Source organism: Mesorhizobium sp. M6A.T.Cr.TU.014.01.1.1 (assembly GCF_004022765.1).
Lineage (GTDB): Bacteria > Pseudomonadota > Alphaproteobacteria > Rhizobiales > Rhizobiaceae > Mesorhizobium > Mesorhizobium mediterraneum.
On record NZ_RZPG01000019.1, the window covers coordinates 102,685 to 118,029 of the forward strand.

At 63.8% G+C, this 15,345-nt stretch carries 12 protein-coding genes; all 12 read right to left on the bottom strand.

Annotation, left to right across the window (positions count from 1 at the left end):
* Positions 1 to 110 precede the first annotated feature (110 nt).
* The 12 genes from recN to murD all read right to left on the bottom strand — a co-directional run bounded on the left by recN (position 111) and on the right by murD (position 15,341).
* Entirely contained in the window at positions 111 to 1,781 is a 1,671-nt protein-coding gene (gene recN / locus EN885_RS21550; protein WP_128243159.1) for a DNA repair protein RecN, read from the bottom strand.
* 13 nt (positions 1,782 to 1,794) lie between these two features.
* Positions 1,795 to 2,664 (bottom strand): outer membrane protein assembly factor BamD, encoded by an 870-nt coding sequence (locus EN885_RS21555; RefSeq protein WP_128243160.1) that lies wholly within the window; start codon positions 2,662 to 2,664, stop codon positions 1,795 to 1,797.
* Between the two features lie 215 nt (positions 2,665 to 2,879).
* Positions 2,880 to 3,827: a UDP-3-O-acyl-N-acetylglucosamine deacetylase gene (lpxC, locus tag EN885_RS21560; protein ID WP_128243161.1), complete on the bottom strand. Its 948-nt coding sequence runs from the start codon at positions 3,825 to 3,827 to the stop codon at positions 2,880 to 2,882.
* A gap of 273 nt (positions 3,828 to 4,100) precedes the next feature.
* Positions 4,101 to 5,765 carry a cell division protein FtsZ gene (gene ftsZ, locus EN885_RS21565; protein ID WP_128243162.1) on the bottom strand — a complete coding sequence of 555 codons (1,665 nt, stop codon included), beginning with the start codon at positions 5,763 to 5,765 and terminating at the stop codon, positions 4,101 to 4,103.
* A 67-nt stretch (positions 5,766 to 5,832) separates the two neighbouring features.
* Positions 5,833 to 7,140, bottom strand: coding sequence for a cell division protein FtsA (gene ftsA, locus EN885_RS21570; RefSeq protein WP_095483339.1), 1,308 nt, complete (start codon positions 7,138 to 7,140; stop codon positions 5,833 to 5,835).
* Positions 7,137 to 8,078 carry a cell division protein FtsQ/DivIB gene (locus EN885_RS21575; protein WP_127205063.1) on the bottom strand — a complete coding sequence of 314 codons (942 nt, stop codon included), beginning with the start codon at positions 8,076 to 8,078 and terminating at the stop codon, positions 7,137 to 7,139. Before EN885_RS21575 ends, ftsA begins: the two co-directional genes overlap by 4 nt.
* Positions 8,066 to 8,992 (bottom strand): D-alanine--D-alanine ligase, encoded by a 927-nt coding sequence (locus tag EN885_RS21580; RefSeq protein ID WP_128243163.1) that lies wholly within the window; start codon positions 8,990 to 8,992, stop codon positions 8,066 to 8,068. Before EN885_RS21580 ends, EN885_RS21575 begins: the two co-directional genes overlap by 13 nt.
* A gap of 300 nt (positions 8,993 to 9,292) precedes the next feature.
* On the bottom strand, positions 9,293 to 10,258 hold the full coding sequence (murB, locus tag EN885_RS21585; protein WP_128243164.1) for a UDP-N-acetylmuramate dehydrogenase: 966 nt from the start codon (positions 10,256 to 10,258) through the stop codon (positions 9,293 to 9,295).
* Positions 10,255 to 11,661, bottom strand: a complete 1,407-nt coding sequence (gene murC, locus EN885_RS21590) for a UDP-N-acetylmuramate--L-alanine ligase (RefSeq protein WP_127205060.1) — start codon at positions 11,659 to 11,661, stop codon at positions 10,255 to 10,257. The genes murB and murC overlap by 4 nt, the downstream gene beginning before the upstream one ends.
* Positions 11,658 to 12,785, bottom strand: a complete 1,128-nt coding sequence (murG, locus tag EN885_RS21595) for an undecaprenyldiphospho-muramoylpentapeptide beta-N-acetylglucosaminyltransferase (protein WP_128243165.1) — start codon at positions 12,783 to 12,785, stop codon at positions 11,658 to 11,660. The genes murC and murG overlap by 4 nt, the downstream gene beginning before the upstream one ends.
* A gap of 1 nt (position 12,786) precedes the next feature.
* A complete protein-coding gene (gene ftsW, locus EN885_RS21600; protein WP_128243166.1) occupies positions 12,787 to 13,938 on the bottom strand; it encodes a putative lipid II flippase FtsW in 1,152 nt (383 codons plus the stop codon).
* A complete protein-coding gene (gene murD, locus EN885_RS21605) occupies positions 13,938 to 15,341 on the bottom strand; it encodes a UDP-N-acetylmuramoyl-L-alanine--D-glutamate ligase (RefSeq protein ID WP_128243167.1) in 1,404 nt (467 codons plus the stop codon). The genes ftsW and murD overlap by 1 nt, the downstream gene beginning before the upstream one ends.
* Positions 15,342 to 15,345: the final 4 nt, after the last annotated feature.

The following is a 15,345-nucleotide window of genomic DNA, read 5'->3' on the forward strand; positions in this document are numbered from 1 at the left end:
CAATAGATCAGGATTTTCCCGCAAGGGAGCCAGATCGTGAGAAAATCATTCCGGAACAGCAGCATGGAGCCACATCCTGACTCGATCCATAACGCCGAGCGTGAGTTCCGCTATGCTGCGGTGTTCTCCCGCAGCAGACGCTCGGCCGCCGCGCGTGCCTCGTCGGTGATCGTCGCTCCAGCCAGCATCCGCGCGATCTCTTCCTGACGCGCTGCCCGGTCCATCTCGGCGATACCGGTCGCAACCCGGTCGGCGCTGCCGGATTTGGAGATCAGGAAATGCGTCGCCGCACGCGCCGCCACTTGCGGCGCGTGGGTGACCGAAAGCACCTGCACGCGCTTCGACAATCGCGCCAGCCTTTGGCCTATAGCGTCCGCAACCGCGCCGCCAACCCCAGTGTCGATTTCATCGAAGACCAGGGTCGGCGCCGAGCCACGGTCGGCCAGCGCCACCTTCAGCGCCAACAGGAACCGTGAAAGTTCGCCACCGGAAGCGACCTTCATCATCGGCCCCGGCCTTGTGCCGGGATTGGTGCGCACCCAGAACTCGACCTGATCGATGCCGTCTTCCATGCGGCTCTCGGCCTCACTTGCCATCTCGACGATGAAGGCGGCCCGTTCGAGCTTGAGTGCCGGCAGTTCGGCCATCACCGCCTTGGTCAATCCGACCGCCGCCGCATGGCGAAGCGACGAAAGCTGTGCCGCGGAAATGTCGTAGGTCTCGCGGGCGGCGGCGGCTTGCTTCTCCAGCCCATGCAGGCGCTCCTCGCCGGCGTCGAGGTCGGCGAGATCGGCCACCATCGTGTCACGCAGTTGCGCCAGATCGTCGACCGCCACACTGTGCTTGCGTGAGGCGGCACGCAGCGAAAACAGCCGCTCTTCGGCCTGCTCCAGCCTCCGCGGATCGTATTCGGTGGCGCGAAGTGCCGCTTCGACCCCCGATTGTGCCGCGTCGAGCGACAGCATCGCCTCATCGAGCGATTTGACCACGTCTTCGAGCAAGCCGGGCGCCTCGGTCACCTTGCGCTGCAGTCGCCGCAACAGGCTGGCGAGTTGCGGCAGGGGCGAGGACGGGCCCGAGAGCACATCCTGTGCGTCGTGGATTTCCGATGCGATCTTTTCCGCCCGCATCATCGAGGCGCGCAATTCGGCTAGGTCGGCTTCCTCGCCGGGCTGGGGATCGAGCTTCGTCAATTCGGCGACCGCGGCGCGTAGATAGTCGGCCTCGCGGGCCGCCGCTTCCACCTTGGCGCGGTGTCGCGAAAATTCCTGCTCGCAGGCCCGCCAGTGCCGCCATGCCTCGCCGGTCGCCCGGGCCGCGCCGAGATGGCCGCCAAAACTGTCCAGCAATTCGCGATGGGCACCGGGATCGACTAGGGCACGCTCGTCATGCTGGCCGTGGATCTCGACCAGCGCGTGACCGACGTCGCGCATCAGCGTCACGCTCGAAGGCTGGTCGTTGACGAAGACGCGGGTACGGCCGTCTGCCGTCTGCACGCGGCGCAGGATGATGTCGCCATCGTCCTCGATAGCGTTGTCGGCAAGCAGCATGCGGGCAGGATGGTTGCGCGGCACGTCGAACACGGCGATGACCTGGCCCTGTGCCGCGCCATGCCGCACCAGCGAAGCGTCACCGCGGGCGCCAAGCGCCAGCGACAGCGCGTCGAGCAGGATGGATTTTCCAGCGCCGGTTTCGCCGGTCAGCACCGAAAGGCCGGACGAGAAGTCGATGTCCAGCTTCTCGATCAGAACGATATCGCGGATCGACAGTCTGGAAAGCATGGTGACGCGCCGCTCAGGCGCCGGTGATCAGCTTCCCGGCCTTGGCGATCCACGACCCGGCATTCTCGCGCGGCTCGAGCCCACCAGTCTGCAGGAGCTTGTAGGAATCCTTATACCACACGCTGTCGGGATAGTTGGTGCCGAGCACCGCCGCGGCAGTCTGCGCTTCCGATGTCAGCCCCATCGCATAGTAGCTTTCGGTAAGGCGCGCGAGCGCCTCCTCGACATGGCGCGTGTTGGAATAGGTCTCCACCACGTTGCGGAACCGCTTGACGGCGGCGATATATTCCCGGCGCTCGAGATAGTAGCGGCCGATCTGCATCTCCTTGCCGGCGAGCTGGTCGTTGGCGAAGCGGATCTTTTCCTTGGCGTCGTCGACATATTCGGAATCGGGCCAGCGCGTCACCAGATCCTGCATCGTCTGCACGGTCTGACGCGCTTCCTTCTGGTCCTGAGTGACGTCCTTGATTTGCCGGTAGTAGCTCAGCCCGATGATGTACTGGGCATAGGCGGCGTCGTCGGTCGAAGGATACAGCGTGAGATAGCGCTTGGCCGAGCCGATCGCCTCGCTGTAATTGCCTTGGCGATAGTCGGCAAAGGCGCCCATCACCATCGATTTGCGGGCATATTCCGAATAGGGATGCTGGCGGTCGACCGCACTGAATTTGCGGCTCGCCTCCTGCAGGCGCCCGGCATTCAGGTTGGCGAGGCCCTGATTGTAGAGAACGTCGGCCGGCTCGGTCTGCTCGACATAGGTCGACAAGTCGACATCCTTCTCGGACGACATGCAGGCCGACAGGAACAGCGATGGAACAACCACCGAAAGCGCCAGGAAAACAGACCGATGCGGCGCTTTCGATTGACCAATTCGCTTGAAAAACATGATTGGATTCCGCCCTTTCGGCGTCATTTCAGTCGTCATTCGCTCTGGGGCAGCAGCCATAAACCATAACCGCCGTGCCCGGCAACGCTATCCCCGGCCAATCGCACATTTTTGTGGCGGCTTGGCGCGGCCCGCGCACTTACATGATTTCGCCGGCCAATGATGCATTCATGCAACACAGGCCGGCGGCTATAAAACCCGAAAAACGTTAAGAATCAGATCATCCAGGGCGCGTAAACGGACGCATAGACGGCGCTCATATCGGCCGTACGACCGCGCTCGCGGCGTGTCGTCTCGACGATCTCGAACGCCGAACGGTCCGATAAAAGGCGGCGCAACGCTGCCGCGTTCAGCCTGTGACCGCCGCGATATGAACGGAAGCAGCCGATGAACCGGGCGCCGGCCAGCGCCAGATCGCCCATGGCGTCCATCGTCTTGTGGCGCACGAACTCGTTGGGATAGCGCAAGCCTCCCATATTGATCACGCGGTTGTCGTCACCGATCACCAGTGAGTTTTCCAGCGAGGAGCCAAGCGCATAGCCGGCTGCCCACAGCCGCTCGACATCTTTCATGAAACCGAAGGTACGGGCCCGCGCGATATCGCGGCGGAAAATGTCGGCGTTCATGTCGGATGCGAAGAGCTGACGGCCGATCGCCGGGGTTTCGAAATCGATCTCGATCTCGAAGCGCGTGCCGTCATAGGGCCTGAACTCCGCCCAGGAGGCACCGTTCTCGATGCGAACCGGCTTGACGACACGGATATAGCGGCGCTTGACCGGCAGCGTGTCGATGCCCGCCTGGTCGATTGCCTCCACGAATGCCATGGCGCTGCCGTCAAGGATCGGAACCTCATGGCCGTCGATCTCGATGACGACATTATCGATGCCAAGCCCGAAAAGCGTGGCCATCAGATGTTCGACGGTGGCGATATGCTCACCTGCCGGGTCGCCGAGCATCGTGCAGAGATCGGTGGCACCAACTTCCGAGACGAGCGCACGGAACTCACGGCCCTCGCTTCCATTCGAAAGCTGGAACACGACACCCGTATCAGCGTCTGCCGGCAGGAAATGAACGGTAACAGAATTGCCGCTGTGAACGCCGGTACCGGTCAGCGTCGCACGCGATTTAAGTGTCGTCTGATAGTCGTGCAAAACAAACCCCATAGCCCATACTGCCTAAGTCCGCTTCATGAGCCCGAGGGCGCGGCTCTTTGATCGGCAGGCAGGGTACTTCCCCCGAATCCCAGCAAACCGACATTGCTCGGGGCGAAGATAGTGTTCCGGCAGAAACTCTCCAAATCACGGTTTCTTACTATCTGTAACCGCAATCCGGAGCGGGCATGGTCTCGTAAAGCTCTGTTTTCCCATTGCTTTTAACATTAACAGGCAAACAATTTCTTGTCTGCCTGTTAACAACTGTTACCGACCGTTAACAGGTCAATTGGCCTGGCGTCGCAGGAATGCCGGAATCTCCAGCTGATCGTCTTCCTGGACAGCCCTGCTCTGCGGCGTCAGTCGGCCCTGGTCATCCAACTGGCCGCGGCGCGGCGCGTAAAGCTGCGGGTCCTGGCTGGCAAGGCGGCGCACTTCGGGTGCCGCCTGGCGCAGTTTCGGCTCGCGCGGCTGCGCCGGCTGCAGCCGTGCAGGCTCCTCTTCTCGGCGGGTAAGGCCGTTCGTCAGGCGCTTGAGCAGCCCCATCGGTCCGCTGTTCTCATGGTCGGCCGGGCGGCCCTTGGCTTCCACTTCGGCTTTCACCACCGGCGGGAAGTCCTCGACGCGCGGCATGCGCTGGGGTGCTGCGGCTGCCGGCTGAAGCATTTCGCGCTGTGGCGCAGGCTGCATCACCTGCTGAACCACTGGCTGCACCATCGGCTGCGGCTGGGCCGGCGGCGCCTGGAAGATCTTGCTCTGCGGGCGGAAGTCTTCCGTCTGGGCAGCCGGCGCGGGACGCGCCATCGCCGCGGCATTCGCCTCGGCGAGCTGGATCGCCTCGGCTACAGGATCGGCAGCGCGTGGCTCGTACCCGCCCTGCTGGACAGGCGCCGGACGGCTTTCCGTGACCGGAACGGCCGGGCGACTGACCGGCTTTGGCGGAGCCGTGCGGATGGCGATCGGCGCGGCGGCGATTTCAGCCGCCGATTTGTCGATGCCGGTAGCAACCACCGAGACGCGAATGACGCCTTCGAGATCCTCGTCGAACGTCGCTCCCAGAATGATGTTGGCTTCCTGGTCGACCTCCTCGCGAATGCGGGTCGCCGCCTCGTCGACTTCGAACAGGGTCAGGTCGCGGCCGCCGGTGATCGAGATCAACAGGCCCTTGGCGCCCTTCATCGAGGTCTCGTCGAGCAGCGGGTTGGCGATCGCAGCTTCGGCGGCGGCCATGGCGCGGCCCTCGCCGGAAGCTTCGCCCGTCCCCATCATCGCCTTACCCATCTCGCGCATGACCGAGCGGACGTCGGCGAAGTCGAGGTTGATCAGCCCTTCCTTGACCATCAGGTCGGTGATGCAGGCGACGCCGGAATAGAGCACCTGGTCGGCCATGGCGAAAGCGTCGGCGAAGGTCGTCTTGTCATTGGCCAGCCGGAACAGGTTTTGGTTGGGGATGACGATGAGGGTATCGACGCATTTCTGCAATTCCTCGATGCCCAGATCCGCCGTCTTCATGCGGCGCTGCCCTTCGAAATGGAACGGCTTGGTGACGACGCCGACAGTGAGAATCCCCTTCTCACGGGCAGCACGTGCAACGACCGGCGCGGCCCCCGTGCCGGTGCCGCCGCCCATGCCGGCAGTGACGAAGCACATATGGGTGTTGGAGAGATGATCGATGATCTCGTCGATGCATTCCTCCGCCGCCGCGCGCCCGACTTCCGGTTGCGACCCCGCACCCAGGCCCTCGGTGACATGCGCGCCGAGCTGGATCAGGCGATCCGCCTTGGACATGGTCAGCGCCTGCGCGTCGGTATTGGCCACCACGAACTCGACGCCGCGCAAGCCGGCGGTGATCATGTTGTTGACGGCATTGCCGCCGCCGCCGCCGACACCGAACACGGTGATACGCGGCTTGAGCTCGGTGATGTCCGGCTTCTGCAGATTGATGGTCATTGTCTCCGTCCTTTGCCTTTCCCGCCGCTTCGCCGCTGCGGCCGCCTATGGGGCTGTCCCCGTCAATTTAAAAACTGTCTCTCAACCACTGACTCATTCGATGCAGTTTTCCGCCCGTTCCGGTCATCCTGAGACCAGAAATTCCTTTCGCCGGATGGCTCTCGAAATTCGCCATCTGCGGATAGATCAGAAGCCCGACCGGCGTCGAGAAAGCCGGCCCCTTGGCCGCTTCGGGCAGCCCCGCCACGCCGAGCGGGCGGCCGATGCGCACATTGCGTCCGAGAATGCGGCGCGCCGCCTCGGGCAGGCCGGAAAGCTGGCTGGCGCCGCCGGTCAGCACGACGCGCTTGCCGACGGCGTTGCCGTAGCCGGACCTGTTCAGCCGGTCGCGCAACAATTCGAGCGTCTCGTCGATGCGCGCCCGGATGATGCGTGTCATCACCGAACGCGGTATCTGCAGCGGCATCTCGCCATCCTCGCCGATCGGCTGTATCGAGACCAGATCGCGGTCGTCGGCACTGCCTGGCAGCGCCGAGCCATGCATCACTTTCAGCCTCTCGGCGGCGTCGAGCGAGGTCGACAGGCCCTTGGCCATGTCCAGCGTCACATGGTTGCCGCCGATGGCGATGGCGTCGCCATGGACGAACTTGCCTTCCGAAAAGACCGAGATCGTCGTGGTGCCGCCACCCATGTCAATGCAGGCTGCGCCCATTTCGAGTTCGTCGTCGACCAGTGCGGCAAGCCCGCTGGCATAGGGCGTCGCCACCATGCGCTCGACCGACAGGTGCGAACGGTTGATGCAAAGCTCCAGATTGCGCAAGGGCGCCGCGTCACCCGTCAGCACATGCATGTCGACGCCGAGCTGGTCGCCAACCATGCCGCGCGGATCACGCACGCCGCGCTCGGCGTCCAGCGAAAAGCCGACGGGAAGCGAATGGATCACCTCGCGCTCGGCCCGCAGCGCCTGCTTGGCGCCGGCGGCAAGCACGCGCTTGATGTCGGCCTCGTCGGCCTCATGGCCACCGAGATTGATGGTTGCCGAGAAGCTTTCGCTCTTCAGCCGACCGGCCGTCATGTTGACGATCAGTGAATCGACGGTCAGGCCGGCCATGCGCTCGGCAGCATCGACGGCAAGGCGGATGGCGTGCTCGGCCCTGTCGAGATCGATGACGACGCCCGATTTCACGCCTTGCGATTTCTGGTGGCCGATGCCGATCACCTGGATGCGATGCGAGCGCCCGCGCAGCAGATTGCCGTCCTCGCGTGGCTTGAGCTTGGCCACCACGCAGCAGACCTTGCTCGAGCCGACATCCAGCACCGTCATGATGCCGGATCGGCGCGACGAGGCATCGCTGTTGCCGCCAAGCCAGCTCATATTTTCGTCTCCGCCTTGCGCTTCGGCATTTTCGGCTTCTCGTTGAGCGCGGCCTGGCGCTGCGTCGCCGCCTCCGGCGTCAACTGGACGACGAGGCGATCGGAAAGGCGCATGTCGACGGCGGCGATGTCGCGCGTCAGCAGCCCGTTCTCGTGGTCCATCCTGACCAGATCGGCGATCGCCTGGTCCTCGCCATCCTCAGGAAGCTTGACCGTGATGCCGTTCTCCAGCTTCAGGTCCCAACGCCGTTCGCCGATGCGAATATAGCCTTTGACCCGCGCAGCAAGCTCTGGATATTTCTTGACCCTGGCCAGGAAATCCGGCGCCTTGGCCGGCGCGCCAGTGCCGACGATCAGCGGCAGCAGCGCCTGCTTGCCGCCGGAGAATGGCGCGATCACGGCGCCGGACCGCTCGATGACGGAAAGCTCGCTGCCCTGCTGCCAGAGCGCAAAAGGCTCTCGCTCCTCGATGCGCACCTCCAGCGTGTGCGGATAGACCTTGCGCACCGCCGCAACCTCGACCCAGGGTAGCGTGGCTATGCGCTCCCGCGCGGCTTCGACATCGAAGCCGATCAGCGACGTCCAGCCATCGAGCTGCATCCTGTCGAGAATGTCGATCTCTGAGGTTGCGCGGTTGCCAACCACCTTGATCTGGTCGACGGCAAACCCGGTGCGGGCTGTAATGCCCTGGACGATACCGTCGACATGTCCGCCGAGATAGGCGCCATAGGCACTGCCCGATACGAGCAGCGCCGCCGACAGGATGGCTGCGGAAAACGGCGGCACCTCGAAGTCGTCCTCGCCCAGACGCGCAAGCACGCGCGCCGGCCGGCGAAGCAGACGCGGCAGCACGAAATGGTCGAACGACAACGACACGCCGAACAGCGTCGGCCCGGCCGCGCCCTTCCCCTTGCCCTGTCCCCACCTCAACGCAGACACGAAGCGTCCTCCACCATCCAACTCAACAAATCGCCGAACGAGTGTCCCGCCTGCGCAGCGATTTCAGGCACCAAGGATGTCGGCGTCATGCCCGGCTGAGTGTTGACTTCGAGCCAGACAATTTCGCCGTTCTCGGAGTGTCGATCATCATAACGGAAGTCCGACCGGGAAACGCCCCGGCAGCCGATAGCTTGGTGAGCCTTGAGCGTCAGTGTCTGTATTTTTTGGTAAATATTCGGTGAAATTTTTGCAGGGCATTCGTGTTTTGATCCACCCGCGACATATTTTGAATCATAGTCATAGAAGGAATGGCCGGTCGGGATGATCTCACAGACGCCGAGCGCCACGTCGCCCATCACCGCGCAGGTCAATTCCCGTCCATGCACGTAGCGCTCCACCATGACGGTATCGCCATACTTCCAGTCGGACGAACCGATAACCTGCGGTGGATGCGACTGCCCTTCATGCACGATGACGACGCCGAAGCTCGACCCTTCGTTGACCGGCTTGACGACATAGGGCGGCTTCATCGGATGCTTGTTCTGGATGGCGAAGCGGTTGACCACCTTCGATTCCGCGACCGCGATGCCGACAGACTTGGCGATCTTCTTGGCCTGCTCCTTGTTCATCGCCAGCGCCGAAGCGAGCACGCCGGAATGGGTGTAGGGAATGGCAAGATATTCGAGGATGCCCTGGATGGTGCCGTCCTCGCCGAAAGGGCCGTGCAGCGCATTGAAGGCAACATCAGGCTTGAGCTCGGCAAGCACCGATCCGACATCGCGCGAGACATCGACGCGAGTGACCTGGTAGCCTTCCTTCTCGAGCGCATCGGCACAGGCATTCCCCGAAGACAGAGACACGGGCCGCTCGGACGAGAATCCACCCAGGAGGACGGCCACGTGCTTGCTTTTCATTTCCCGTCATTCCCTCTCACGGCGGGCCCTCTCACGGCGGGTCTGCATCTCACACGACCCGGAAAGGGCCACACACTCAAACGCTCGGAGCAGTCTCTGCTCCCATGATTTTCGCAACATCGCTTCCAGAGTCTCCCGTAGGTTGCCCCCGGACGGAAAACGCTGGTAACGCGTCGAAACGACTCAAATCAGGAAACGCTTCAGGGCAGAGAATCAGAGAGTTGATTCGCTGGCAAGTCCTTACGATTCCGAGAGATTCACTTTCCGCAAAAACGGCAGCGAAAACTGTGTTGTGAGTCTTTACAGCAACTGTCCCAGGAACTCCTGGACCTCGTGCCCCGACCGGAAATTGCCGATGCGCTTGATTTCCCAATGCAGCCGGATGCCCGAGTTTTCGAGCACACGCGTGCGCACCGTCTCGCCAAGATATTCGAGGTCGTAGCCGGTCGCGGTTCCCGTGTTGATCATGAAGTTGCAATGCATCGGCGACATCTGCGCGCCGCCGATCATCAGTCCCCGACACCCCGCCCTGTCGATCTCCTTCCAAGCCGAGGTGCCCTCCGGATTCTTGAAGGTCGAGCCGCCGGTCTTTTCGCGGATCGGCTGCACGGTCTCGCGATGGTGCTGGACAGCATCCATCGCCGCCTTGATCGCGGCCTTGTCTTCCAAAACGCCTTCGAGCACGGCCGATATGAAGATCAGCCCGGCGGGTGCTGCCGAATGGCGATAGGCGTAGCCCATATCGGCGTTGCTCAGCGTATGCACATTACCCTTGCGGTCGAGCGCCCGCACCTCGACGACGCGCTCGCGCGTCTCGGCGCCATTGGCGCCGGCGTTCATCCTCAGCGCGCCGCCAATGGCGCCCGGAATGCCGTGGTAAAAATCAAAGCCGCCGATACCGGCCTGGTAGGCAACGGCCGCAACGCGCTTGTCGGGCGTGGCAGCCCCCGCCTTGATCGTGGTCGGCGCAATCACTTCGGCTTCGCCAAAGCCCTTGGCCGAAAGCCGGATGACGAAGCCCGCAATGCCGCCGTCGCGGACAAGCAGGTTCGAGCCGACGCCGACGATGGTCAGCGGTATCTCTTCGGGCACCGCTCTAAGGAACGCGGCGAGATCGTCCTCGTCGGCCGGCTGGAACAGTGCGTCGGCAAGTCCGCCGGCGCGAAACCAGGTGATCTTGTCCATCTCGGCATTGGGCGTGATGCGGCCGCGCAGGCCGGCAAGCCGGCCGCCAAGCTTGTCGATCAATGCCTGGCCGCGCATCATGAGGCCGTCCCGCCGAGTTCCTTGGGCAGCGCGTAAGCCCACTGCGTGATGTTGCCGGCGCCGAGGAAGACGATGAAATCGCCCGGTTTCGCCAGGTCGCGGACAACAGGTGCAATCGCCGCCGGCCCTTCGATGTAGCGCGCGTCGCGATGGCCGCCGGCGCGAATGCGCGACACCAATGCGTCGGACGTCACCCCGTCGATCGGCTCTTCGCCTGCCGCGTAGACCGGCGCCACCATCACTGTGTCGGCATCGTTGAAGCAGACGGAAAACTCGTCGAACAGATCATGCAGCCGGGTAAAGCGGTGCGGCTGCGCAATGGCGATGACGCGGCCCTTAGTAGCATCGCGCGCCGCCTTCAGAACCGCCGTGATCTCGACCGGATGGTGGCCGTAATCGTCGAATATTTCGACGCCGTTCCACGAACCGGTTCGGGTGAAGCGCCGCTTGACGCCGGCGAAGGACGACAGGCCCTTCCTGATTGCCTCGGCCGAAAGCCCGAGCTCATGCGCGACGGCGATCGCCGCGGTCGCATTAGAGACATTGTGACGGCCGGGCATCGGCAGGCGCAGGCCCGATATCGTCGACTGGCCGCGGGTCTTGCGGTCGCGGATCACCACGTCGAATTCCGAGGTCGGGCCGTCCATCCGGTGATTGGTGAAACGCACATCGGCCTGCGCATTCTCGCCATAGGTGATGACGCGCCGGTCCTCGATGCGGCTGACCAGCGCCTGCACCTCCGGATGGTCGGTGCACATGACGCCGAAGCCGTAAAACGGCACGTTCTCGACGAACTGGCGAAAGGCTTCGCGCACCTTGTCGAAGGAGCCGTAATGGTCGAGATGCTCGGGATCAATGTTGGTGACGACGGCAATCTCGGCCGGCAGCTTCAGGAACGTGCCGTCGCTCTCGTCGGCCTCGACCACCATCCATTCGCCGTCGCCCATGCGGGCGTTGGTGCCGTAGGCATTGATGATCCCGCCATTGATCACGGTCGGATCAAGCCCGCCAGCTTCGAGCAGCGTCGCCACCATCGAGGTCGTCGTCGTCTTGCCATGCGTGCCGCCGATGGCCACCGCCTGGCGGAAGCGCATCAGTTCGGCCAGCATCTCGGCGCGACGGACGATGGGAAGCAGTTTCTCGCGCGCGGCCTTCAGCTCCGGATTGGATTTCTTGATCGCCGTCGAGACAACAACCACTTCGGCATCGCCGATATTATCGGCGTGATGGCCGACAAAGCACTCGATGCCCTTGTCGCGCAGCCGCTGCACATTGGCGCTGTCGGCCTGGTCGGACCCTTGCACCTTGTAGCCGAGATTGTGCAGCACTTCGGCGATGCCGCTCATGCCGATACCGCCGATGCCGATGAAATGCACAAGACCGATCGTCTCCGGCATCTTCATGCGTGCGTCTCCTTCCTGAAGTCCGATACGCTTTTCTTCGACGCAATAGCCTCTGTCAGATCGGCGAGCAACCGTGCCGCGTCCGGTTTTCCAGCCGATTTCGCCGCCGCTGCCATTGTGGTCAGCAGCTGTGGATCCTCCATCAGCGCCCCGACGAGCACAGCGATACGCTCGGACGAAAGCGAAGATTGCTGATGCACTTCGGCGCCGCCTGCCGCGGCCAATGCCGCGGCATTGGCCGCCTGGTCGTGGTCGAGCGCGTGCGGATAGGGCACCAGCAGCGCCGGCCGGCCGATCACCGCGATTTCTGATACGGTCGATGCACCGGACCGCGACATCACCAGATGCGACGCCGCGATGCGCGCCGCCATGTCGGTGAAGAAGGGCGACACCTCAGCCTCGACGCCAAGGGCGGCATAGGCCGCCTTCACCCGCTCGACATCGTCGGCGCGGGCCTGCTGCGTGATATCAAGCCGCTTGCGTTGTGCATCGGAAAGCAGTCCAACCGCCGCCGGCACGGCATCGGAAAAGAACTGAGCGCCCTGGCTGCCGCCGAACACCAGAAACCGGAAGCGCTGGTTTCCGGTCGAGGCCGTGTAAGGCGTCTTTGCCGCTTCAAGCACTTGCGGCCTGACCGGATTGCCTGTGGTCACCGTCTTGGCGCCTGCAGCGCTTGAATCTTCCGGCAAAAACCCGCCGGCGATGGCATCGACGCGGCCGGCGAGCGCCCGGTTGGCGCGCCCCATCACCGCGTTCTGCTCGTGGATCAGCGTCGGCACCTTGCGCCGCGTCGCCGCATAGAGCGGCGGCAGCGTCGGATAGCCGCCGAAACCAACCACGACGGCTGGCTTGATCCGGCCGATGACGGCGGATGCCTGGCGCACGCCACCCCAGATCTTCCAGAAGGCGGCGAGCACGGCAAAAGGATTTTTCGAACTCATGGTCGCCGACTGGATCGGATGGATGCCTGTGGCCGGAAACTGGCCGGCAAAACGCTCGGCACGGTCATCGGTGGCCAGATGCACCGTCCAGCCGCGCCTGATCAGCTCATGCGCCAGCGCCTCGGCCGGGAAGAGATGCCCACCCGTGCCGCCGGCCGCCAGTAGGATAACGCCCCTCGACATTTCACTCCGCCGGCATGGCGCGCTGCGACGGTGCGAAGCCCAGCTGCTTGCGCTTTTCCGGCCGCCTGCGCGTCAGCGCCAGCACCATGCCCATCGAGATTGCGATGGCGATCTGCGAGGAGCCGCCATAGGAGATGAACGGCAGGGTCATGCCCTTGGCCGGCATCAGCTGCAGATTGACGGCCATATTGATGACCGACTGCAGACCGAAAACCGTGACCAGGCCGCCAACCGCATAGCGTGTGAAATCGTCCTGCTCCTTGAGCGCGGTGCTGAGCCCGCGCAGCACGATGAAGGCGAAGATGGTCATGATGAAGAAGCACATGATCAGTCCGAATTCCTCGCCGGCCACCGAGAAGACGAAATCGGCATGGCTGTCGGGTATGACCCGCTTGACGGTGCCCTCACCCGGCCCGACGCCGAACCAGCCGCCATTGATCAGCGCATCGCGGCCCATGTCGACCTGGAACGTATCGCCCTCGCCGGTCATGAAACGATCGATGCGGCCGGCGACATGCGGGAACACCGTATAGGCGGCAAACACCCCGCTGATGCCGGCGGCGCCCAGCGCGATGATCCACAGCCATGGCAGTCCGGCCATGAAGAACATCACCCCCCAGGTGCCGAGCACCAGCATGGTCTGGCCGAAATCGGGCTGCGCCACCAGCAGCGAGATGACGAGGGCTAGCAGCAGCATGGCGAACAGATTGCCGGGAATATCGGGCTGACGCTTGTGTTCGGCAAACAGCCAGGCGCAGATGACGACGAACGCCGGCTTGAGGAATTCCGACGGCTGGATCGACAGGCCGGCAAGCGACACCCAGCGCCGCGCCCCCTTCACCTCGACGCCGATGTAGAGCACCGCCACCATCAGGAACAGCGTGGCGCACAGCATCACCAGCGCCATGCGTCTGATCTGCCGCGATTCCAGGAAGGAGACGGCCAGCATCACGCCAAGTGCGGGAATGGTGAAGATAATCTGACGTGTGGCGAAGTGGAAACTGTCGAGGCCGATGCGTTGGGCCACTGCCGGGCTTGCCGCGAAGGACAGCACGATGCCGAGCCCCATCAGCGACAGGAACGCAGCCAGGAACCAGCGATCGATCGTCCACCACCAAGTGGCAACCGGGCTTTTGTCGAGACGACTTTGCATTACCGTGTCCCTCCGATGAGCTTCACGCCATCAATAGTGCTCGCAGCTTGCCTGAAGGCTTCGCCACGCACTTCGAAATTCTTGAACTGGTCGAAACTGGCGCAGGCCGGCGAAAGCAGCACCACCACCTCGCCGTTGTTATCATCCCTGGCCGCATCGCTTGCGGCATGCTCGACTGCCGCGGCCAGCGTGCCTGATATCTCGTAGGGCACCGCCTCGCCGAGCGTCGCCGAAAAGGCTGGTGCAGCCTCGCCGATCAGATAAGCCTTGGCGATGCGCGGAAAGAGGCCGCGCAACGGCTCGATGCCGCCCTCTTTCGGCAACCCGCCGGCGATCCAGTAGATGCGCGGAAAGCTCGACAGCGCGGGCGCTGCCGCGTCGGCATTGGTCGCCTTGGAATCGTTGATGAACAGCACATGGTCCTTGCGGCCGACCTGCTCCATGCGGTGCGCCAGCCCGGGAAAGCTTTCCAGCCCCGACTGGATCTCGCCCAGATCGAGCCCGACCTTGAGGCAGGCGGCGACGGCGGCCAGCGCATTCTGCGCATTGTGCTGGCCGCGCAACGAGCCGATGCCTTCGAGAAAGGCAACGCGGCTATACCGGCCATGCACCGCTTCCATCAGATCGGTGCCGTCGGCGAAATAGCCGTCGGTCAGTGGCAGGCGCTTGGAAATGCGGATGACGTGCCGGCCTGCCCGCTCCAGCCGGTCAGCGAGCTGGGCGCACCAGGAATCATCGACACCGACGATGGCCGTTTCGCTGCCGGCCGCCAGCCGCTCCTTGATCGCGGCGTAGTGCTGCATCGTGCCATGACGATCGAGATGATCGGGCGTCAGGTTGAGCAGGACGCCGGCGGTCGGATTGATCGAGGGCGCCAGGTCTATCTGGTAGGACGAGCATTCCACGACATAGTGCCGCCCGGGCTCCGGCGGATCGAGCGTCATCACCGCACGGCCGATATTGCCGCCCATCTGCGTGTCGCGTCCGGCCGATTTCAGGATATGCGCCGTCAGCGCCGTGGTCGTCGATTTGCCGTTGGTGCCGGTGATGGCGATGAACGGCGCTGCCGGCGCAAGCAACGTCCGCTCGCGGCAGAACAGCTCGATGTCGCCAATGATCTCGACGCCCGAAGCGCGCGCGAGCTCTACTGTCCAGTGCGGCTTCGGATGCGTCAGCGGCACGCCGGGCGACAGCACGAAGGCTGAGAACTTCGCCCAGTCGGCGCCGCGCAGGTCGCCGGTCGCAATACCGACGGCCGCGGCATTGGCGACGCTGCCGGGATTGTCGTCCCAGGCCAGCACGTCCGCTCCGCCCTCGATCAGCGCGCGCGCCGTGGCGATCCCCGAGCCGCCGAGCCCGAACAGCGAAACGCGCTTGCCTGCGAAGGATACGGCGGGGATCACGCGG

Coding starts and splice junctions, on each gene's coding strand:
- murC (WP_127205060.1), bottom strand. CDS start 11,661: ATGAAGATGCCGGAGACGATCGGTCTTGTGCATTTCATCGGCATCGGC.
- murB (WP_128243164.1), bottom strand. CDS start 10,258: ATGATGCGCGGCCAGGCATTGATCGACAAGCTTGGCGGCCGGCTTGCC.
- EN885_RS21555 (WP_128243160.1), bottom strand. CDS start 2,664: ATGTTTTTCAAGCGAATTGGTCAATCGAAAGCGCCGCATCGGTCTGTT.
- ftsA (WP_095483339.1), bottom strand. CDS start 7,140: ATGAGCTGGCTTGGCGGCAACAGCGATGCCTCGTCGCGCCGATCCGGC.
- ftsZ (WP_128243162.1), bottom strand. CDS start 5,765: ATGACCATCAATCTGCAGAAGCCGGACATCACCGAGCTCAAGCCGCGT.
- recN (WP_128243159.1), bottom strand. CDS start 1,781: ATGCTTTCCAGACTGTCGATCCGCGATATCGTTCTGATCGAGAAGCTG.
- EN885_RS21580 (WP_128243163.1), bottom strand. CDS start 8,992: ATGAAAAGCAAGCACGTGGCCGTCCTCCTGGGTGGATTCTCGTCCGAG.
- lpxC (WP_128243161.1), bottom strand. CDS start 3,827: ATGGGGTTTGTTTTGCACGACTATCAGACGACACTTAAATCGCGTGCG.
- ftsW (WP_128243166.1), bottom strand. CDS start 13,938: ATGCAAAGTCGTCTCGACAAAAGCCCGGTTGCCACTTGGTGGTGGACG.
- murG (WP_128243165.1), bottom strand. CDS start 12,785: ATGTCGAGGGGCGTTATCCTACTGGCGGCCGGCGGCACGGGTGGGCAT.